The 18843-nt window shown below is 53.2% G+C and carries 17 protein-coding genes and 1 other RNA gene; 12 read left to right on the top strand and 6 right to left on the bottom strand.

What is annotated here, in order from left to right:
* The first annotated feature begins 2 nt into the window (after positions 1–2).
* On the top strand, positions 3–2378 hold the full coding sequence (locus CWR52_RS02895; protein WP_104948799.1) for a glycoside hydrolase family 3 N-terminal domain-containing protein: 2376 nt from the start codon (positions 3–5) through the stop codon (positions 2376–2378).
* Positions 2379–2383: 5 nt separating this feature from the next.
* Here the strand turns inward: CWR52_RS02895 and rprA are convergent.
* The 3 genes from rprA to CWR52_RS02880 form a co-directional block, all read right to left on the bottom strand.
* Positions 2384–2491: antisense sRNA RprA (gene rprA / locus CWR52_RS02890), an RNA gene on the bottom strand.
* Between the two features lie 191 nt (positions 2492–2682).
* A complete protein-coding gene (locus CWR52_RS02885) occupies positions 2683–3321 on the bottom strand; it encodes a winged helix-turn-helix transcriptional regulator (protein ID WP_104948798.1) in 639 nt (212 codons plus the stop codon).
* 84 nt (positions 3322–3405) lie between these two features.
* Positions 3406–4068 (bottom strand): helix-turn-helix domain-containing protein, encoded by a 663-nt coding sequence (locus CWR52_RS02880; RefSeq protein ID WP_104948797.1) that lies wholly within the window; start codon positions 4066–4068, stop codon positions 3406–3408.
* 405 nt (positions 4069–4473) lie between these two features.
* Between CWR52_RS02880 and CWR52_RS02875 the strand changes: the two genes are divergently transcribed.
* The 7 genes from CWR52_RS02875 to CWR52_RS02845 all read left to right on the top strand — a co-directional run bounded on the left by CWR52_RS02875 (position 4474) and on the right by CWR52_RS02845 (position 11367).
* Positions 4474–5001 carry a fimbrial protein gene (locus CWR52_RS02875; protein ID WP_104948796.1) on the top strand — a complete coding sequence of 176 codons (528 nt, stop codon included), beginning with the start codon at positions 4474–4476 and terminating at the stop codon, positions 4999–5001.
* 59 nt (positions 5002–5060) lie between these two features.
* Positions 5061–5738, top strand: a complete 678-nt coding sequence (locus CWR52_RS02870; RefSeq protein WP_104948795.1) for a fimbrial biogenesis chaperone — start codon at positions 5061–5063, stop codon at positions 5736–5738.
* Between the two features lie 30 nt (positions 5739–5768).
* Complete coding sequence (locus CWR52_RS02865; RefSeq protein WP_104948794.1) at positions 5769–8294, top strand: fimbria/pilus outer membrane usher protein; 2526 nt, start codon at positions 5769–5771, stop codon at positions 8292–8294.
* Positions 8295–8324: 30 nt separating this feature from the next.
* Positions 8325–9359 carry a fimbrial protein gene (locus tag CWR52_RS02860; RefSeq protein ID WP_167467773.1) on the top strand — a complete coding sequence of 345 codons (1035 nt, stop codon included), beginning with the start codon at positions 8325–8327 and terminating at the stop codon, positions 9357–9359.
* Positions 9360–9378: 19 nt separating this feature from the next.
* Entirely contained in the window at positions 9379–9900 is a 522-nt protein-coding gene (locus tag CWR52_RS02855) for a fimbrial protein (protein ID WP_422653406.1), read from the top strand.
* Between the two features lie 146 nt (positions 9901–10046).
* Positions 10047–10742 (top strand): EAL domain-containing protein, encoded by a 696-nt coding sequence (locus tag CWR52_RS02850; protein WP_104948793.1) that lies wholly within the window; start codon positions 10047–10049, stop codon positions 10740–10742.
* Complete coding sequence (locus CWR52_RS02845; protein ID WP_104948792.1) at positions 10735–11367, top strand: helix-turn-helix transcriptional regulator; 633 nt, start codon at positions 10735–10737, stop codon at positions 11365–11367. Before CWR52_RS02850 ends, CWR52_RS02845 begins: the two co-directional genes overlap by 8 nt.
* A gap of 36 nt (positions 11368–11403) precedes the next feature.
* Here CWR52_RS02845 and ydiK read toward each other — a convergent pair whose 3' ends face one another.
* Entirely contained in the window at positions 11404–12519 is a 1116-nt protein-coding gene (gene ydiK, locus CWR52_RS02840; RefSeq protein ID WP_104948791.1) for an AI-2E family transporter YdiK, read from the bottom strand.
* Positions 12520–12719: 200 nt separating this feature from the next.
* On the opposite strand from ydiK, the gene ydiJ reads away from it, so the two are divergent.
* The 3 genes from ydiJ to CWR52_RS02825 all read left to right on the top strand — a co-directional run bounded on the left by ydiJ (position 12720) and on the right by CWR52_RS02825 (position 16463).
* Positions 12720–15776, top strand: a complete 3057-nt coding sequence (ydiJ, locus tag CWR52_RS02835) for a D-2-hydroxyglutarate dehydrogenase YdiJ (RefSeq protein ID WP_104948790.1) — start codon at positions 12720–12722, stop codon at positions 15774–15776.
* Positions 15773–16183, top strand: a complete 411-nt coding sequence (gene menI, locus CWR52_RS02830; protein ID WP_021241102.1) for a 1,4-dihydroxy-2-naphthoyl-CoA hydrolase — start codon at positions 15773–15775, stop codon at positions 16181–16183. The genes ydiJ and menI overlap by 4 nt, the downstream gene beginning before the upstream one ends.
* Positions 16184–16268: 85 nt before the next feature.
* Positions 16269–16463, top strand: a complete 195-nt coding sequence (locus tag CWR52_RS02825) for a YdiH family protein (protein WP_003857766.1) — start codon at positions 16269–16271, stop codon at positions 16461–16463.
* Between the two features lie 50 nt (positions 16464–16513).
* Here the strand turns inward: CWR52_RS02825 and CWR52_RS02820 are convergent, their stop codons facing one another.
* Both CWR52_RS02820 and CWR52_RS02815 read right to left on the bottom strand, forming a co-directional pair.
* Positions 16514–17143 (bottom strand): helix-turn-helix domain-containing protein, encoded by a 630-nt coding sequence (locus CWR52_RS02820; RefSeq protein ID WP_104948789.1) that lies wholly within the window; start codon positions 17141–17143, stop codon positions 16514–16516.
* Positions 17144–17220: 77 nt separating this feature from the next.
* On the bottom strand, positions 17221–17880 hold the full coding sequence (locus tag CWR52_RS02815) for a winged helix-turn-helix transcriptional regulator (RefSeq protein WP_104950879.1): 660 nt from the start codon (positions 17878–17880) through the stop codon (positions 17221–17223).
* Between the two features lie 423 nt (positions 17881–18303).
* Here CWR52_RS02815 and CWR52_RS02810 point away from each other — a divergent pair, with 423 nt between their 5' ends.
* The gene (locus tag CWR52_RS02810; RefSeq protein ID WP_045910287.1) at positions 18304–18834 is read left to right on the top strand and encodes a fimbrial protein; all 531 of its coding nucleotides are present in this window, start codon (positions 18304–18306) and stop codon (positions 18832–18834) included.
* Positions 18835–18843: the final 9 nt, after the last annotated feature.

The following is an 18843-nucleotide window of genomic DNA, read 5'->3' as shown; positions in this document are numbered from 1 at the left end:
ACATGACAGCTATCTATAAGGACGCGGGACGTCCCGTGCACGAGCGCGTCGCCGATTTACTGGCGCGTATGACCCCGGAAGAGAAGTTCGCCCAGATGCATGCGTACTGGCTGATCCTCGATGAAAACGGCAACCACCGCGAACGCAGCGACCTCAGCGATGAATTCGCCGGCGTGAGCGAGCAGGCAGCGCTGAGTGAACGGCTAAAGCTGGGCGTCGGGCAGATCACCCGTCCGCTGGGTACCCATATCGTTGACGCGAAAACCGGGGTGCGCGCCGCTAACCGCCTGCAGCGCATGATGATGGAAGAGACGCGCCTCGGCATTCCGGCATTGTTCCATGAAGAGTGCCTGGTGGGGTTGCTGTGCAAAGACGCCACGCTGTTCCCGTCGTCGCTGAACTACGGCTCTACCTGGGACCCTGAACTGGTACAGCGCGCGGCAGAGCAGATCGGTGTAGAGGCGCGGTCCGTCGGCTGTCAGCAGGGGCTGGCGCCGGTGCTGGACGTTTCCCGCGACGTGCGCTGGGGGCGAACTGAAGAGACCTTCGGGGAAGATCCCTGGCTGGTGGGCGTGATGGCGACCGCCTACGTGAAAGGGTTGCAGGGCGATAGGCGCGACCTGCTGGCGACGCTCAAGCACTACGTGGGCCACTCGTTCAGCGAAGGGGCGCGCAACCATGCGCCGGTACATCTGGGCTTTAGCGAACTGAACGACACCTTCCTGCTGCCGTTTGAAATGGCGGTGAAGCTGGCCAATGCCGGGTCGGTGATGCCCGCCTACCACGATATCGACAATCAGCCGGGGCACAGCGACAGCTTCCTGCTGACCACCGTCCTGCGCGAACAGTGGGGCTTTGACGGGATTATTGTCGCGGATTACGGCGGCGTCAGCCTGCTGCACCAGCATCACGGTGTGTCCCACGATGCGGCCGAATCCGCCGCGCTGGCCTTTAATGCCGGGCTGGACGTCGAGCTGCCGAAAGACGACTGCGCGCGGCATCTGGCGGACGCCGTTGAGCGCGGGCTGATCTCTATGGCCAAAGTGGATGAGATTGTGGCGCGCGTGCTGACGGAGAAATTCCGTCTGGGCCTGTTTGAAAACCCGTACGCAGATGAAAATTGTATCGATCTGCAGAATGATGACACCCGACAGGTTGCGCGGGAGGTGGCGACGAAATCGGTCACGCTGCTGGAAAACAACGGTATTTTACCGCTCGGCGGTAAGCCCCGCGTGGCGGTGGTGGGGCCGACGGCAGACGATCCGCTGGCGTTACTGAGCGGCTACAGCTTCCCGGTACATCTGATCATCAGCGATATGGTGGAAGAGACCTCGCAGGTCACGACCCCGCGCGCGGCGCTGGAGCAGTATCTCGGGGCATCGAACGTCCGCTATGCCAAAGGGTGTCACATCATCGAGAAACGGATGGCGGGTGCGCCGGTCTTCCCGGGCGATAGCGGCGGTAAGCCGATGCAGCAATCGCCGGTCTCGCAAAGTACCGCGCTGATCCCCGAGGCTGTCAAGGCGGCACAGGAGAGTGACGTGGTGGTGGCCTGCGTGGGCGATCTCGCCGGGCTGTTCCAGAGCGGTACCGTGGGGGAAGGTTCCGACACCGATTCCCTGAATCTGCCGGGCGTGCAGCAACAGCTGCTGGAGGCGCTGGTGGCGACGGGCAAACCGGTGATTGTCGTGATGACCGGCGGCCGTCCGTACAACCTTCAGGGCTTGGAGGATAAGATTGCAGCGCTGCTGGTGGCGTGGGCGCCCGGGCAGGAAGGGGGCTGGGCGATCGCGGACGTGCTAACGGGACGCGCAGAGCCGCAGGGGCGTCTGGTGGTGAGCGTGCCGAAAAGCGCCGGGGCAATGCCGTATTACTACAATCACAAGCTCAAAAGCGGCGGCACGCCGTTTGCGTTCCACTTCGGTTCACGTTATCCGTTTGGTTTCGGCCTCGGCTGGACGACGTTTAGCTGGAATGCTGTCCGCGTAGCTGAAACTAGCGTGCCGGTTGACGGCCAGGTGACGCTGAGCGTGGATATTACCAATACTGGCGAGCGCAGCGGCAGCGAGGTGGTGCAGGTTTACGTCAGGGATAAGGTCGCCACCCAGGTGCGACCGCTTCAGGAGCTGAAGGCCTTCCAGCGCGTCACGCTCTCGCCGGGCGAAACCGCCACGCTCACCTTCACGCTGCCGGTGGAGATGTTCAACTTTACCCGCCGGGACGGGAAACGCATCGTTGAGCCGGGCGAGTTTGAACTGCAGGTTGGCGCATCGTCGGCGGATATCCGCGAGAGGGTGACGGTCAATGTGACGGGGGAAACGCGGGTGCTGCCTGCTGAGTGGCGGATGCTCAGTGCCTGTGAGGTTAAGCGCGCGTAGTCAGGATAAAAAAAAGCCCATCGTGGGAGATGGGCAAAGACTACACACAGCAATTCGTTGTTTCACTCAGGGGATTTCCATGCTTATAAATCAAGGTGTTGATCTATAACCGTGCCCTAATAGTAGGCATGTCATCTTTTAGCGTCGATCGGATTCGTCTCAATAGTTAAAGAGACGTAAAGATTTCTTGCGGCTAAATGCAGAAACGGCGGGTCAGACCAGTGCATAATGAATAAATACTTTAGCTTGGCTTAAGTATTTGAGGGGGGAGGCCGGGAAGGCGTACCCTCCTTTCTGAGGCACCCTAAAATTTCTCCGGAAGTTTCACAATATTCATCAACACGCCCCTGTTCATCTCGATATACCCGCCTTCTTTTAACGAGGCAAGAATGCGCATGATCCCGCTACGCGAGAGGTGGGTTTTATCGCGGATATAGCGCTCGGCAGTGATGTTTTCTCGCACGGCAGGGGATTCACTGAGGAGTTCGTTGAGCTGAGCACGCACGATATCGTAAGCGGAGGGGGCCGACAGCTGTTCACTGGAGTGGAAGAGTTTACCTGCGACCACCATCATATGTTTCGCCAGCGGCTCCCAGAGCTGATGGGTGTTAACGGTCGTCAGTACCGCGTCCATGTTAAGAATCGCAATATCGCAGGGAACCAGCGTTTTGATATAACCGTCCATCTGCATTTGCCAGAGGTTACCGATGCCGATCAAAGAGGGGCCCGTGATGGTGCTCATCACAAGATCGTCGCTCTGGCGGTGGACGGTTACGCGTCCCGTAAGAATAAGGTAGCAAAAACGCTCACCCTTGATTTGCATGCCCAGGCGACGGCGGGGAAGGATGTGTTTTACTTCTGCATCCTGTTTAAGGTAATCCACCAGCAGATGAGCAAAATCTGATGTGCGAAGTATCCGCGATTGATGTGTCTCTCTGGCCATACGTTACCTGTCAATAGCATGCTGCGTTTTGAGGCAAGTATAGTCCTGTCTCAGATCCTGCTCATCTGAAATTCGGGAATTCATTCAATATTTTAGCGGTAAGTGATGAAGGGTAATCAGAATACCCCGCTTAAGCTCAATATAACCCGCATCACGCAACTCTGCGAGAATACGCATAATACCGCTACGCGACAAATAGGTTCGACTTTTGATGTAATTCGCTGCCGTAATGCTGGTGCGGATGCGCTCTGATTCGTTCATCAACTCCTGAAGCTGAAAGCGGATGATCTCGTAGGAGGACATCTGCGAGATTAGCGTGCAATGCTCATAGACGCGTGAAGCAGTATAAACCAGCAGCTTACACAGGCTTTCCCATAGTCCAAAGCTTTCAATCAGAAGGTTAAAACGCTCCAGCGGCAGCCGGCTTATGATCGCATTTTCATTAACGCGGATATAAAGATTTTCTGACAGGGCGAATTGATTGCTCACGCCCAGAATAAAGGGAGCCTGCTCTGAATTAAGCACCATGGCATCTCCCCGGCGGTTTAACGTGACGCTCCCTTCATGAAGAATATAGCACGTTCGTTTACTGCCGGAATAATAACGTAATATTTCACCTTTAGTTGCATGGAAGCTTGTGGCGAAAGGGGATGTTTGTTCAATTATATTATTAATAGACAGGACGGGTTTTACCGCTTGCGCAGATGTAACTTCCGGTGTTGAGCCGGTTGTGATTTTTGTATTCATAATTATTTGCTCCAGACGATCTTTGTATGGGTAAAGATACGTGCCGGATTATCGTTCTGCTTTTTAGAGAAGGAAATATTAGCGTGGTGCCATTGTGGACTGATTTCTTAACATAGTTGCAATATTAATTCTGGGATAAATAGTGAATATTTGTGGTGTTAATAATGTGTTAATTTTAAAGTCTACGGTTGGTCTAAAAACCGATTGTGCTCGAACTCCAAATTCTATAAATTTCGATTCAGCAAGTGAGGGAGTGTAAACAATGTTATCTAATGAGATTGTTTTATCATTACGCACTGCACAATGAAAATGAAATGACGGGCACAAAAATATATAGCCATCGCGCTGTCTGGATGTTGCTGTCTGTATTTCATGAACTGATATTATTACTAAGGAATTAACTTCATGAAAAAGAATATTATCGTTGCTGCTTTTACAGCGACTGTCGCATTATCCATGTCTAATGCTTTTGCAGCGGCAGGTACCGTAAACTTTACCGGTGAAATTCTGGACGCAGCGTGCACCGTTGACGTGGGTTCACAGAACCAGACCGTTGCACTGGGTAAATATAATAAATCTGAATTCTCTGCAGCCGGTGATACCACTGCGGCCAAGAAATTCAATATCGTGCTGAAAGATTGCCCGGAAACCGTCACGTCTGCACACGTAATGTTCGATGGTAAGCCTGACGCCGCTGATTCTAATCTGCTGGCGATCGACAGCTCTGTTTCTGGCGCAGCAACTGGCGTGGCCATCAACCTGATGACCGCTGACAAAGCTGACCTGGGCCTGCACGGCGACAACGGCTACCGTTATACCCTGACCACTGATGACAACACGCTGGATTTCTACGCGCAGTATAAATCCACGTCTGACACTGTGACTGCGGGTCCGGCTAACTCTGTTGCCAACTTCTCCGTAGTTTACAACTAATTTCCCCCTCCCCGGAAAAATAAGGGCCAGTTATCTGGCCCTTTAACGTGAGATTATTTATGAACTTGATTAGCAAAGTATTAATTGCCTGCACCGCTATGGCTATGGGTTGTTCCGCCGCCAGCGCAGGTGTGGTTATTGGTGGCACACGTGTGATTTATGATGGCAATAAAAAGGAAGCCTCTCTGAGCGTCAATAACCCGGACAGTACGCCGTATTTAATACAGTCATGGGTCGAGGTGCCAGGCAATGGCGCTGAGAAAGCGCCTTTTATTATTACCCCACCGTTATACCGTCTGGATAAAGGGCAGCAGAACGTTGAGCGTATTTTAGTGGCAGGTGCGCTGCCACAAGATAAAGAAAGTCTTTACTGGCTGAATATTAAAGCGATTCCGTCTGCGCCGGCCAAAGATAATACCCTGCAAATCGCCGTCAAAACCCGCATTAAACTGATTTATCGACCGGCGGCATTAAAAGGGCAGTTGCCTGAAGAGCAGGCCGATAAATTAACCTGGCAGCGCAGCGGTAATCAGATACAGGTGAATAACCCCACCAGTCTGGTGATGAATTTTAATGAAATTACGGTGAATGGCAAAAAGCTGGATGACGTCAGCTACGTCCTGCCGGGAAGCTCAGCGCGCTTTGCCTTGCCTCAGGGCATCAGCGGCGGTGCGGTGACATTCAAGGTGATTAACGACTATGGCGGTACCGGCGAAGCCCATAAAGCCAGCATTTAATAAATAAAGGAATAAAGGATTAACAGGCTTATGGTTCAAAAAACGTTATTTCGTCCTGCCCGACTGGCGCTTTTCATCGCTGCGGTTATTGGGGGGTACAGTGGTGTGGTTCAGGCACGAGACTATTTTAACCCTGAACTCTTGGAGCTGGATAATCCGGGCGCAGGAAAAGCAGACCTGGCGGCTTTCGAGTCAGGCTCTCAGGCGCCGGGGAAATACCATGTTGATGTGGTACTTGACGAGCAGCAGGTGGACACCCTTGATCTTCAGTTCAATGCGGTGAAACAGGGAGAAGACGGGGATGAACGTCTCCAGCCCTGCCTGAGCGTTGAGCAGCTGAAAAGCTGGGGGGTCAAAACCGAACTGTTTCCTGACCTGAATAAAGGCGGGGAGTGCGCCAACCTGGCGGCGATCCCCCAGGCCTCGGCGGACTTTCAGTTCGGCGCACAGCGCCTGGTGCTGACTATTCCGCAGGCGGCTGTGGCGATGCAGGCCCGGGGGTACGTGCCGCCGGAACAGTGGGATAACGGTATCACCGCGCTGATGCTGAACTACAGCCTGAGCGGGGCCAACAGCTGGGCGCGTCAGGGAAGCGGCACTGACAGCAGCAGCCAGTACGCGAACCTGCGTCCGGGGCTTAATATCGGCCCGTGGCGGTTTCGCAATTACTCCACCTGGAGTCGCGACAATGACGGCAAGGATAAATGGGATACGGTCTACACCTACGCCCAGCGGGCCGTTGTACCGCTAAAAGCCCAGTTCACCGCCGGCGACAGCTCCGCGCCTGCTGATGTGTTTGACAGCATGCCGTTCCGCGGCGTGCAGCTGGCCTCTGACGACGACATGCTCCCGGATTCGCTGAAAGGCTATGCGCCGGTGGTGCGCGGGATTGCCCGCACCAACGCCCAGGTGGTGGTACGCCAGAACGGCTATCAGATCTACCAGAGCTATGTTGCTCCGGGGGCGTTTGAAATCACCGATATGTACCCGACCGGTGGCGCGGGCGATCTTGATGTCACGGTTAAAGAAGCCGAAGGCAGCGAACAGCACTTTACCGTGCCGTTTGCCTCTTTGCCGGTATTGCAGCGTGAAGGCCGCCTGAAGTTTTCAGCGACGGGCGGGCAATATCGCTCGTATGACGGGTCTGTGGACAAGACGCCGTTCGGACAAATGACCGGCATTTACGGTCTGCCGTACGGCTTTACGATCTATGGCGGCTTTCAGGAGTCGAGTAAATACCAGTCGATTGCGGCCGGTGTCGGTAAAAACATGGGTGACCTGGGCGCGGTTTCTACCGACGTGACCCAGGCGTGGTCGACTCCGTACAAACAGGCGAAAGAGAGCGGCCAGTCGTGGCGTATCCGTTACAGCAAAAACTTTGCTGAAACCGGGACCAACTTCGCGATTGCGGGTTACCGCTACTCGACGGCGGGCTACTACGGGATGCAGGAAGTGCTGGATTCGTACGGCGACAGCAGCGCCCTCAGCGACCGCCGCCGTAACCGCGCCGAGATGACCGTCAGCCAGAACATGGGAGCCAATTTTGGATCGCTGTCGCTGAGCGCCGTAAAAGAGGACTACTGGAATTCCGGCCAGAGCATGGAATCTTACAGCGCCGGGTACAACAACTACTGGGGCGGCATCAGCTACGGGCTGACCTATACCTACAGCAAGAACGGCAGCGCGGGCAGCTACGGCAGTAAAACCAGCTACGACAAAGATCAGATCCTGGCGCTCAACGTCAGCATCCCGCTGGAAAAATTCCTGCCGCAGACGTGGGCCAACTACAGCATGAACAGCAGCAAGAACAGCGGAACAACGCATTCTGTGGGCATCAACGGCATGGCGCTGGAAAACAACGCGCTCAGCTGGAACGTGCAGCAGGGCTACGGCACTGACGGCGTGGGCTACACCGGCAATATGAACGGTGACTATAAAGGTACCTACGGCGAAGTGACGGCGGGTTATGCCTACGACAAGAGCAGCGACCGGCTGAACTACGGGCTGCAGGGCGGCATCCTGGCTCATGCCGACGGCGTAACCCTGTCGCAGCCGCTGGGCGAAACCAACGTGCTGGTGAAGGCGCCGGGTGCGAAGGGCGTGGGCATTCAGAACCAGACAGGCGCCAAAACCGACTGGCGCGGCTATACCGCCGTCAGTAACGTACAGCCATTCCGCAAGAATGACGTAACGCTGAATACTGAAACGCTGCCGGACGATGTAGAGCTGGAACTAACCACCAAAACGGTGGTTCCGACGCGCGGTGCGGTGGTTAAAGCGGATTATGTGGCAAATGTCGGGATGCGGGTATTAATGACGCTGACTCAAGCTAATGGTAAGCCGGTGCCGTTTGGGGCTATTGCAACCCTTGAAGGAAATAAAGAACAAAGTTTCATTGTTGGGGACGGCGGACAAGTTTATTTATCAGTAGCTTCGCAATCAGGATATTTAAATGTGCGGTGGGGCGATTCTAAAATGAGTTCTTGTACTAGTCATTTTCATATAAATGAAAAAAACACTAATGGTGTGATACTTTCAAGCGAGCGTTGTAATTAATGATAAGTTATGTAGTTGAAGGTGTTTGATATGAAAATTATATATTTATTCGCTTTTTTAATGTGCAATATTGCATCTTCTTATGCAAATACATGTTCTAATTTAATAGGAAGCACTTCTATAAATATCGGTAATATTATTGTTCAACGTGATGCAGTTGTGGGGAGTGCCATTTCGAACGAAATTTATGGTTCTAATGCTCAAACATATAGTTGCCGTACAACAGATTACGGTGGGGACCGTGCCGGAGTAAAAAACTCGTATTCTAGTTACGTTCGTTCAGGCCCCTCAGGAGAAAGAATTTATTCCACCACCCTGTCAGGGTTAGGGATCAGTATCGGTGTTAAGCAATCAGGTGTAGAGCTTTCCACTGGCACAACATATGCCGGTGAAGGAGTCATAGGCGTTCCAGGGTCATATGCTTCACTAGTAGATGCTTGGATTGGCCCAGGGTTTGGAACGTCAAATATTAATACCTATCAGAACTATACTCAGCAACCCAAAATAAGATTATGGAAAACTGCAAACATGATATCAGGCCCGATTTCTGGTCAGGTTGCAGCATTGATTGCTAATAGCAGTAGCAATCTATCTGGGCAATGGGCCACTGAAATACCAATCACTGTATCGGGTAACATAACAGTTGTTGCATGTTCAATAGCAACACCAAATTTAACATTTCCGATAGGGAATATATTGGCCTCAAGTTTTGGAACGGCAGTAGGCACAACGCCTTCGGGTGCACAAAACACCCAGAATCTGGGCCTAAATTGTGATGCAAATGCAAATATCAACGTCACCTTACAAGGCACCCAAAACCCGGATGTCAGCACTACCAGCGTATTAGCACTCAGCGGTCAGGGTAATGCTGATGTCGCAAAAGGCGTTGGCGTGCAGCTCTTATATAACGGCGCGCCGTTAGTATTAAATAATCGGATTGTACTAAAACGATCAGCAGGTGGTCAGGAAACTTTTCCGATTACTGCACGTTATTATCAGACCAATACAGCGGTCACCACGGGTAAAGCCAATGCTTCTGCCACCCTGGATATAACTTATCAGTAAAAGAGTAATAAAAATGAATATAAAAAATACATTTAACGTCAGCGCAATCATGACCGGTGCATTACTGAGTTGCTCAGCTCTGGCGGGCGACCCTGTGACCCTGAATATCACCGGAAATATTATTGCCTCACCGTGTGAAATCAGCAGTGATAGCGTGACTAAAACGATTGATCTGGGCGGCGGCTCGCCTATTCAGGCCTCCACGCTGCAAACGGCGGGGGCGTCAACAAGCTGGATACCGTTTACTATTGGGCTGGTTAATTGCCCGGCGGGAACCACCAAAGCCACTATACAATTTCATGGTACGCCAGATCCTGATAATCCTGCAGACATGTATAAAAATACGGGTTCTGCCAGCAATGTAGCAGTGCAGCTTCAGGGTTCAGGAGGCGATCAGTTTGGCGACGGGAAATCCTTTACTGGGACCATCGCCAATAATGCCTATACCTATAATCTCCGGACAAGGGCCTATACACAAAATGGTGGGGTTACGCCAGGTACAATTAGTGCCGTCGTAACGGCAACATTCACTTATCAGTAGCCCAATACGTTCATTTTATGAACCCGGTTTTCGCAACCAGCATGGCGGTGGGCTTAATTCAGATCGCACCGCCTATGTGCTGGTAATGAACCTCGATGTTACCTGGCAATAATACCTGACCAGTCAACAACGCTACAGGATGCTATATGTCTTATCGTTTGCCGCCCGAGAGCGCGGTGCGCGGAATACGCTTTCAGCCTATTTACTCCCTGGCGGATAACACCATTCATGCGTGGGAAGTTCTTAGCTTACTGCATCAGGATTTACAGCATGAACGTTATTTTTCGTCACAGCCGGATGACGTCATCCTGAATATTCTTTGCTGGCAGCTGCTCATCGTTGCCAATATGAAGAACAGACGGCGCTACTATTTCAATATCTCTGCCCGGCTGCTTAGCCAGCCTCGGGTGGTGGAGCGTATCGCCAGATTATTACGTCCGGGTATTGTCATCGAAATTCAGGACCCTCAGGCACTGGTTTCCCTTTCCGCCTCAGAGCGAGAAAGCCTTTATCAGAATAAGGATAAAATTCAGTCTGCCGGTGCGGAAGTCTGGATTGATGATTTATTGCCAGAACATCTTCCCAGCCTGCAGAATAAACTGGCGCTTTTTGATGGTGTGAAAATCGATAAAAGCGTACTGCATTACACTGCGCACGAACCGGAGGTCTTCCCGGCGTTCATTGCATGGTGCATGTCGCGGGTAAAATCCGTTCTGGTCGAAGGGGTAGAAAACAGTCTGCATTTTAAGACCGCGGCCAGCGCCGGTTGTCATTATTTACAGGGGTTTATGTGGCCAGAAGAGCGGTATTCATTACGCTATATGTCGGTGGGCAATGATTAATATTTTGATAAAAGAGACTGATTCACTTTTTATCCTCGGTATGCAGGCTTTTTTTACTGATTTTTTTGCGCGCCGCTTTAACAAGGCCGTAACGTTCCTGCCTGATTATAGCCAGGAGAATATTGCCCTTGCCGAGGTCATCGTTCTCTCATTTCGTAAAGGTGAGCGGTACACCTGTTTTCCTGAACTGCGGGTGCGAACGAAGGGGATTATTATCGGTCTTGTTGATGAAAAGGAAACTCACGAACAGTCGCCATCGTGTTTCGCTGATATCGTCTACATTAACCGGCACAGCTCAATGGAGGAATGGACAGATAAAATTGATACCGTCTGGAAAAAGTGGCGAATGTCGCCGACCCCTTTAGCTTATCCTTCCTGCCTGTGGTGCAAAAATCGTCAGATGTCTAATCGTCAATTGCGCATTATGGCCCATATTTACCAGGGTAAAACGGTGAAGTGGATATCCAGCTATCTTGGCATTAGCACTAAAACGATTTTTTCTCATAAATATCTGGTTAGGCATAAATTCAATTTACGCAATGATCTTGAGCTTATTGAATTTTTAAACGTGTTAGCAGAAAAAGAGCTGAACTCACCACGCTTCAGCCTGCTGATCAGGCGCTAGTATCGCCGGGTGGCACGTACCACCCGGCAGCACGGCTTACTGCGTGTTCTTCTCTTCCAGCTCTTCCAGTTCGCTCAAAATCACGTCCGGGTCTGTTCCCGGAGGTGGAATTTCATGCACCCAGGCGGAGAACAGACGCCAGGTGACGGCGAGCAGTACCGGGCCGATAAACAGGCCAATCATACCGAAGGCGATTAAGCCGCCAATGACCCCGGAGAGGATCAGGATCAGCGGCAGGTCAGCACCCATACGGATGAGGATCGGACGAATGACGTTATCCATGGTGCCGACCACGCAGCTCCAGACCAGCAGCACCGTTCCCCACGTGGTGTCACCCGTCCAGTACAGCCAGATAATGCAGGGAACCAGCACCAGCAGCGGCCCCAGTTGCGCAAGACAGGTCATCAGCATGACAACGGTAAATATGGTGGCGTACGGTACGCCGGAAATCGCCAGACCGATACCGCCCAGCACCGCCTGCACCAGCGCGGTGACCACCACGCCCAGCGCAACCGCGCGCACGGCCTGTGCGGCCAGCAGCACCGCTGCGTCACCGCGTTTGCCCGCCAGGCGGGTGGCAAAGTGACGAACGCCTAAAGCCACCTGCTCGCCGCGCCAGTAGAGCAGGGCGCTGAAGAGCAGCATCAGGGTACAGTGCATCATAAACCGGCCGATATGTGCCGCCTGACCGACAAACCAGGTCGTGGTCGTGCCAATGTACGGGCGGACTTTTGCCATCAGCGCGCTGCCGCCCATCTCCAGCAAGCTATGCCAGCCGCTGTAGAGCTTGGCGCCCACCACCGGAATGCTGTTCAGCCAGGCGAGATCCGGCAGCGTCAGGTCACCGCTGCTAATAGCGCGAATAACGGGGCCACTGGAATCCACCAGACTATTCACCAGCAGGGCAATCGGAATAATAAACAGCAGGAACAGCAGGAGCGTCATGACCAGCACCGCTAACCCGCGGCGGCCGAACAGCAGCTTCTGCAAACGCAGCAGCAGAGGCCACGTGGCCACGACCACGGTCGCGGCCCAGGCGAAGCCAAGAATAAAGGGTTGAACAATCCACAGACACGCAATAATCATGAGGGCCAGGAACAGCACCGACAGCAAAATTTGCGCAACATCCCTGGGCTGGCGAAGATTGACCATAAATGAAACTTTCCTTAAAAGAACGCCAGTACCACTGGCGGGAACGGAAAACCGCGTCTCTCTAATCATTAATGATCTCAGCGGTTTTTGACAGGCGGATTTTGCCCGTAATTCTGCGAAGCACATAAGAAAAAAATGTGATAAAACTTTCCGGACACAACGCAAACGATTTCACATTACTCTTATTAGGGTCGACAGTCATGATCCCACAGATTTCTCAGGCACCTGGCGTCGTTCAGCTGGTGCTTAATTTTTTGCAAGCACTGGAGCAACAGGGTTTTACAGGTGATACCGCCACGAACTATGCCGACAGGCTGACGATGGCGACCGATAACAGTATTTACCAGCTTCTTCCCGATGCCGTGGTTTTCCCTCGTTCAACGGCCGACGTCGCGCTTATCGCCCGGCTGGCCACGCAGGAGCGCTTTGCCTCGCTGGTCTTTACGCCGCGCGGCGGCGGCACCGGCACCAATGGTCAGGCGCTGAACCAGGGCATCATTGTTGATATGTCGCGCTATATGAACCGCATCATTGAGATCAACCCTGAAGAGGGGTGGGTGCGGGTCGAAGCGGGCGTTATCAAAGATCAGCTTAATCAGTATCTCAAGCCTTACGGCTACTTTTTTGCCCCGGAGCTTTCCACCAGTAACCGCGCGACCCTCGGCGGGATGATCAACACGGATGCTTCCGGTCAGGGCTCGCTGGTCTACGGCAAAACCTCCGATCACGTGCTGGGCGTGCGTGCCGTTCTGCTGGGCGGCGATATTCTCGATACGCAGCCGATGCCGGTCGAACTGGCGGAAACGCTGGGCAAAGATAACACGGCCAGCGGACGCATCTATCGTACCGTGCTGGAGCGCTGCCGCGACAACCGCCAGCTTATTCTCGATAAGTTCCCCAAACTGAACCGCTTCCTGACCGGGTACGACCTGCGTCACGTCTTTAACGACGATCTGACCCAGTTTGATTTAACCCGCGTGCTCACCGGCTCTGAAGGGACGCTGGCGTTTATCACCGAGGCGCGGCTGGATATCACCCGCTTGCCGAAGGTGCGTCGGCTGGTGAACGTCAAATATGACTCCTTCGATTCCGCGCTGCGCAATGCGCCGTTTATGGTGGAAGCGAAAGCGCTGTCGGTGGAAACGGTTGACTCCAAAGTGCTCAACCTGGCCCGGGAAGATATTGTCTGGCACTCCGTCAGCGATCTCATTACCGACGTGCCGGATAAAGAGATGCTCGGCCTCAATATCGTGGAGTTCGCCGGTGACGATGCGGCGCTGATTGAGAGCCAGGTCGCCACGCTTTGCCAGCGGCTGGATGAGCTGATTGCGCAGGGCGAAGGCGGCGTGATCGGCTGGCAGCTTTGTAACGATCTGGCCGGGATTGAGCGTATCTATGCGATGCGTAAAAAAGCCGTGGGTCTGCTCGGCAATGCGAAAGGGGCGGCGAAGCCGATTCCCTTTGCCGAAGATACCTGCGTGCCGCCTGAGCATCTGGCGGATTATATCGTCGAGTTTCGCGCCCTGCTGGACAGCCACGGCCTGAGCTACGGCATGTTCGGCCACGTCGATGCCGGGGTACTGCACGTGCGCCCGGCGCTGGATATGTGCGACCCGCAGCAGGAGATCCTGATGAAGCAGATCTCCGACGATGTGGTGGCCTTAACCGCCAAATACGGCGGTCTGCTCTGGGGAGAGCACGGGAAAGGATTCCGCGCGGAATACAGCCCGGCATTCTTCGGCGAACAGCTCTATGCGGAGCTGCGCAAGGTGAAAGCGGCGTTTGACCCGCATAACCGCCTCAACCCGGGCAAAATCTGCCCGCCTGAAGGCGTGGACGCGCCAATGCTGCAGGTGGATGCCGTCAAGCGCGGTACCTACGACAGACAGATCCCGATTGCGGTGCGCACCTCCTGGCGCGGCGCGATGGAGTGTAACGGCAACGGCCTGTGCTTTAACTTTGATGTGAAAAGCCCGATGTGTCCGTCGATGAAAATCACCAGCAACCGTATCCACTCGCCAAAGGGGCGGGCGACGCTGGTGCGTGAATGGCTGCGTCTGCTGGCCGATCGCGGGGTTGACCCGCTCAGGCTTGAGCAGCAGCTTCCGGAAAAACGGGCCAGCCTGCGCTCGCTGATTGAGCGCACCCGCAACAGCTGGCATGCCAACAAGGGCGAGTATGATTTCTCCCATGAGGTGAAAGAGGCGATGTCCGGCTGTCTGGCCTGTAAAGCCTGTTCAACCCAGTGCCCGATTAAAATCGACGTGCCGGAATTCCGCTCGCGCTTCCTGCAGCTTTACCACACGCGCTATCTGCGTCCGGTGCGCGACCATCTGGTGGCAACGGTGGAAAGCTACGCGCCGCTGATGGCGCGCGCGCCGAAGACCTTCAACTTCTTTATCAACCAGCCGCTGGTGCGCAAGCTCTCCGAAAAACATATCGGCATGGTCGATCTGCCGCTGCTGTCGGTCCCGTCTCTGCAGCGCCAGCTCGTCGGGCATCGCTCGGCGAACATGACCCTGGAGCAGCTGGAGGCACTCACGCCTGAGCAAAAAGCGAAGGTGGTGCTGGTGGTGCAGGATCCGTTTACCAGCTACTACGATGCCCAGGTGGTGGCGGATTTCATCCGCCTGACCGAAAAGCTGGGGTATCAGCCGGTGGTCCTGCCGTTCTCACCCAACGGTAAGGCGCAGCACATTAAAGGCTTCCTGACGCGCTTTGCGAAGACCGCGCAGAAAACCGCTGACTTCTTAAACCGCGTGGCGCAACTCGGGATACCGATGGTCGGCGTCGATCCGGCGCTGGTGCTGTGCTATCGCGATGAATACAAGCAGACGCTGGGCGACAAGCGCGGTGATTTCCACGTCATGCTGGTGCACGAGTGGCTGCCGATGGCCCTGGAAGGCAAAGCTGTACAGGATGTCAGCGGCGAACCGTGGTATCTGTTCGGACACTGCACGGAAGTCACCGCGCTGCCGGGTGCCCCCGCGCAGTGGGCCTCCGTTTTTGCCCGCTTCGGCGCGAAGCTGGAGAGCGTCAGCGTGGGCTGCTGCGGCATGGCCGGCACTTACGGGCACGAAGTGAAAAACCACGCCAACTCGCTCGGTATCTATGAGCTGTCCTGGCATCAGGCGATGCAGCGTTTGCCGCGAAACCGCTGTCTGGCGACAGGCTACTCCTGTCGAAGCCAGGTGAAACGGGTAGAAGGTAACGGTGTACGTCACCCATTGCAGGCTTTACTGGAGATAATTGGATGATCTGGAAACGTGCCGTGACGCTGCAGGCCCTGAACGCGATGGGCGAGGGGAATATGGTGGGGCTGCTGGATATCCAGTTCACCCGCATTGGCGACGATGATATCGAGGCCACCATGCCCGTCGATCGTCGCACACATCAGCCGTTTGGTTTATTGCACGGTGGGGCGTCCGTCGTGCTGGCCGAAACGCTGGGCTCGGTGGCGGGATATCTCTGTACCGAAGGGGAGCAGAAGGTGGTCGGACTTGAGGTGAATGCTAACCATATCCGCTCGGTTCGCAGCGGGCGCGTGCGCGGAGTTTGCCGCGCGCTGCACGCCGGTAGCCGCCATCAGGTATGGCAGATTGACATTCTCGACGAGCAGGATCGCCTGTGCTGCTCGTCGCGGCTGACGACAGCGGTCGTGTAAAGTTTTCAGATGTTTTGCCTTTGGTCAAAAACTAGTCAGTGGGTTGTGATATACTGGTCAGGTTTTGTACATAAGCGAGGACATCATGGATACTGAAATAACCCCAACACAGCTGGCAATTGAATATTTACGTCGCGATAAGAGCAATCTGTCCCCGGCGCAGTACCTGAAAAAGCTGAAACAGCTTGAGCTGGAATTTACAGATTTGCTGGCGCTCTCTTCGAATGAGCTGAAAGAAGAGATCTACTTTGCCTGGCGGTTGGGCGTTCACGTCCATTGAGAGAGTAATGTTGAAAAGGCCGCAAGAGCGGCCTTTTTTGTGTCTGACGTTCAGTATTTAGCGGGGAGCTTGTTAATTTTGATGAGCCTGCCTTCTTCCATTTCGATAAATCCGCCGGTTTTTAAATCCGCCAGAATGCGCATCACGCCGCTGCGGGAGAGCTGGGTTTTCTCCCGAATGTATCGCTCCGCCGTGACGCTGCGTCGATAGCCTTCGTCTTCCTCCATCAGCTTAACGAGCTGCTGGCGAATCATCTCATACGCCGTGGGGGCACCCTGGGGCATCACGTTGTTATAAAGACGGCTATAGACAAACATGAGCTGTTGAGAGAGCAGTCCCCATAGCCCCTTTTCTTTAATAATGTCAGCAACCTGTTCAGTAGGGATACTGCCAATCAGGCAAGGGCTCACCGTGACGAGGTAATCATTGAAATAGATGTCCGTCAGGTTAGCAAGACCAAACAGGGCAGGGCTGCGGGCGGTAGAAAGCATCATGCTATCGCTGCTGCGGTAGATGGCAATCGTACCCTCCAGGATTAAATAACAGATCCCCTGACCGTTAACCTCAAGGTTGAGTCGTTCACCGCGGCCCGTTCGACGCACGGTGCAATAAGGCTCCAGATGCGCGATCAGTTCCTGGGCGTAAGGGGAGCCGCGAGACGATTTATCTTTAGAGGACATAGCCATAAACCTGGAAGATAATCTTATGCTTATAGTTTCGCTCTTCTCTCGCGTTATCTCCAGATATTATTGTGCTTTCAATACTTCCGGGGTAAATGGTTAATTTCTATCAGTACGCCGCGGTCCATGGTAATGTATTTCCCCGTACGCAGTTCTGCCAGAATCCGCATAATCCCACTGCGGGAAAGGTAGGTTCGGCTCTTGATATAGGCCGCTGCGGTGATGTTTTGTCTAATTGCCTCAGGCTCCTGCATTAATTCAACCAGCTGAAAGCGGATGATATCGTAGGCGGACATCTGTGATATTTGCGCGCAGTGCTCGTACACCCGCGATGCGGTGTAGATCAGCAATTTAGAAAAGTGTTCCCAGAGATCGTACTGTGCAACCACGTTGTTAAACGTTTCCAGCGGTACGCATGCTAGTTCGGCTGTCTCCAGGGCCCTGACGTAAAGATGTTCCGATGAAAACTGACTGCTGACACCCAGTATAAAAGGCGCTGATTCTGAATTTAACACAATGCCGTCGCCGCGGCGGTGCAGCGCCACGCTGCCGTGTAACAACATAAAACATTGGCGTTCGTCATTTCGGTAATATTGTACGACTTCACTTTTCGAAAGAATGATTTTCTCTGCGCCAGGAAGGACATTATCAATTATACGCTCTATGTGCCTTAAGGGTTTTAATCCCAGAACTGACGATTTCTCATTGTCTAATACGGCTGCAATTCGCGTGTTCATAATATCCCTCACTTCAACGGATGCGATCGTTTTCCAATCGACATGGAGAATTATCTTAAAAAGCTGCGAAGCAGGGAATAACACTCAAAAGTCTAATAATAGACCTGAGGTGTTGAGCGTCTTAACGTTATGAATTTTATCGTTAAACGGTGAAGGTCTAAAAGTAGACTGGCGATAAAACACGCAATCAAAATGTTTATTATTTGTTAAACCCCAGTCTACAGCTAGACCTGGAAAAAGATTGTTTCGTGGAAAAGTATTGTATAAATTTTGACTCGTCGACAGAAACACAAATCTGAAACACTCGACACGATGAGAGCTATATTTTTGTTTCTGATGGCCTCTAAAAAAGAATGGCAGAATGAGGATGGTCTGTTTTGCCTGAATATCAGTAATAAATAAAGTAATACAGGAAATGGCTTTATGAAAAAGAAAATTATTGTTGCCATCTTTACGGCAGGCTCTGCATTGACAATGACTCAGGCTTTCGCGGCGGCAGGTACGGTTAATTTTAACGGTAATATTTTGGATAATGCCTGCGATGTAGATGTGGCATCTCAGAATCAGGTCGTGGTTCTCGGCGATTATTATAAAACAGAATTTCCGACAACGGGTTCCAGAACCGCAGCGACGCAGTTCGATATCGTACTGAAAAACTGCCCGGTGACCGTTACCTCCGCGAAGGTGCGTTTTGACGGCACGCCAGATTTAACCGACGCAAACCTGCTGGCGATTGACTCCTCCGTTGTGGGAGCAGCAACGGGCGTGGCCATCAACCTGATGACGGCCGATAAGGCCGATCTGCCGCTGCATGGTAGCAACAGCTATTCCTATGTGCTGAGCAGCACCGCTGATAATACGCTCAATTTCTATGCTCAGTATATTTCAACTGCGGCATCAGTGACCGCGGGCCCGGCTAACTCGGTTGCTAACTTCTCTGTGGTTTATAACTAAGTCTTTTGC

It is taken from the genome of Enterobacter sp. SGAir0187 (assembly GCF_002952735.2).
Classification (GTDB): domain Bacteria; phylum Pseudomonadota; class Gammaproteobacteria; order Enterobacterales; family Enterobacteriaceae; genus Enterobacter; species Enterobacter quasiroggenkampii.
Note: the sequence above shows the minus strand (reverse complement) of the source record. Positions and strands in the feature narration are given on the sequence as shown.

Excerpts from the sequence above, each read along its gene's own strand:
- ydiK (WP_104948791.1), bottom strand. The coding sequence starts at position 12,519 with ATGGTCAATCTTCGCCAGCCCAGGGATGTTGCGCAAATTTTGCTGTCG.
- CWR52_RS02865 (WP_104948794.1), top strand. The coding sequence starts at position 5,769 with ATGGTTCAAAAAACGTTATTTCGTCCTGCCCGACTGGCGCTTTTCATC.
- ydiJ (WP_104948790.1), top strand. The coding sequence starts at position 12,720 with ATGATCCCACAGATTTCTCAGGCACCTGGCGTCGTTCAGCTGGTGCTT.
- CWR52_RS02825 (WP_003857766.1), top strand. The coding sequence starts at position 16,269 with ATGGATACTGAAATAACCCCAACACAGCTGGCAATTGAATATTTACGT.
- CWR52_RS02850 (WP_104948793.1), top strand. The coding sequence starts at position 10,047 with ATGTCTTATCGTTTGCCGCCCGAGAGCGCGGTGCGCGGAATACGCTTT.
- CWR52_RS02845 (WP_104948792.1), top strand. The coding sequence starts at position 10,735 with ATGATTAATATTTTGATAAAAGAGACTGATTCACTTTTTATCCTCGGT.
- CWR52_RS02875 (WP_104948796.1), top strand. The coding sequence starts at position 4,474 with ATGAAAAAGAATATTATCGTTGCTGCTTTTACAGCGACTGTCGCATTA.
- CWR52_RS02895 (WP_104948799.1), top strand. The coding sequence starts at position 3 with ATGACAGCTATCTATAAGGACGCGGGACGTCCCGTGCACGAGCGCGTC.
- CWR52_RS02870 (WP_104948795.1), top strand. The coding sequence starts at position 5,061 with ATGAACTTGATTAGCAAAGTATTAATTGCCTGCACCGCTATGGCTATG.
- menI (WP_021241102.1), top strand. The coding sequence starts at position 15,773 with ATGATCTGGAAACGTGCCGTGACGCTGCAGGCCCTGAACGCGATGGGC.
- CWR52_RS02810 (WP_045910287.1), top strand. The coding sequence starts at position 18,304 with ATGAAAAAGAAAATTATTGTTGCCATCTTTACGGCAGGCTCTGCATTG.
- CWR52_RS02820 (WP_104948789.1), bottom strand. The coding sequence starts at position 17,143 with ATGTCCTCTAAAGATAAATCGTCTCGCGGCTCCCCTTACGCCCAGGAA.
- CWR52_RS02880 (WP_104948797.1), bottom strand. The coding sequence starts at position 4,068 with ATGAATACAAAAATCACAACCGGCTCAACACCGGAAGTTACATCTGCG.
- CWR52_RS02815 (WP_104950879.1), bottom strand. The coding sequence starts at position 17,880 with ATGAACACGCGAATTGCAGCCGTATTAGACAATGAGAAATCGTCAGTT.
- CWR52_RS02860 (WP_167467773.1), top strand. The coding sequence starts at position 8,325 with ATGAAAATTATATATTTATTCGCTTTTTTAATGTGCAATATTGCATCT.
- CWR52_RS02885 (WP_104948798.1), bottom strand. The coding sequence starts at position 3,321 with ATGGCCAGAGAGACACATCAATCGCGGATACTTCGCACATCAGATTTT.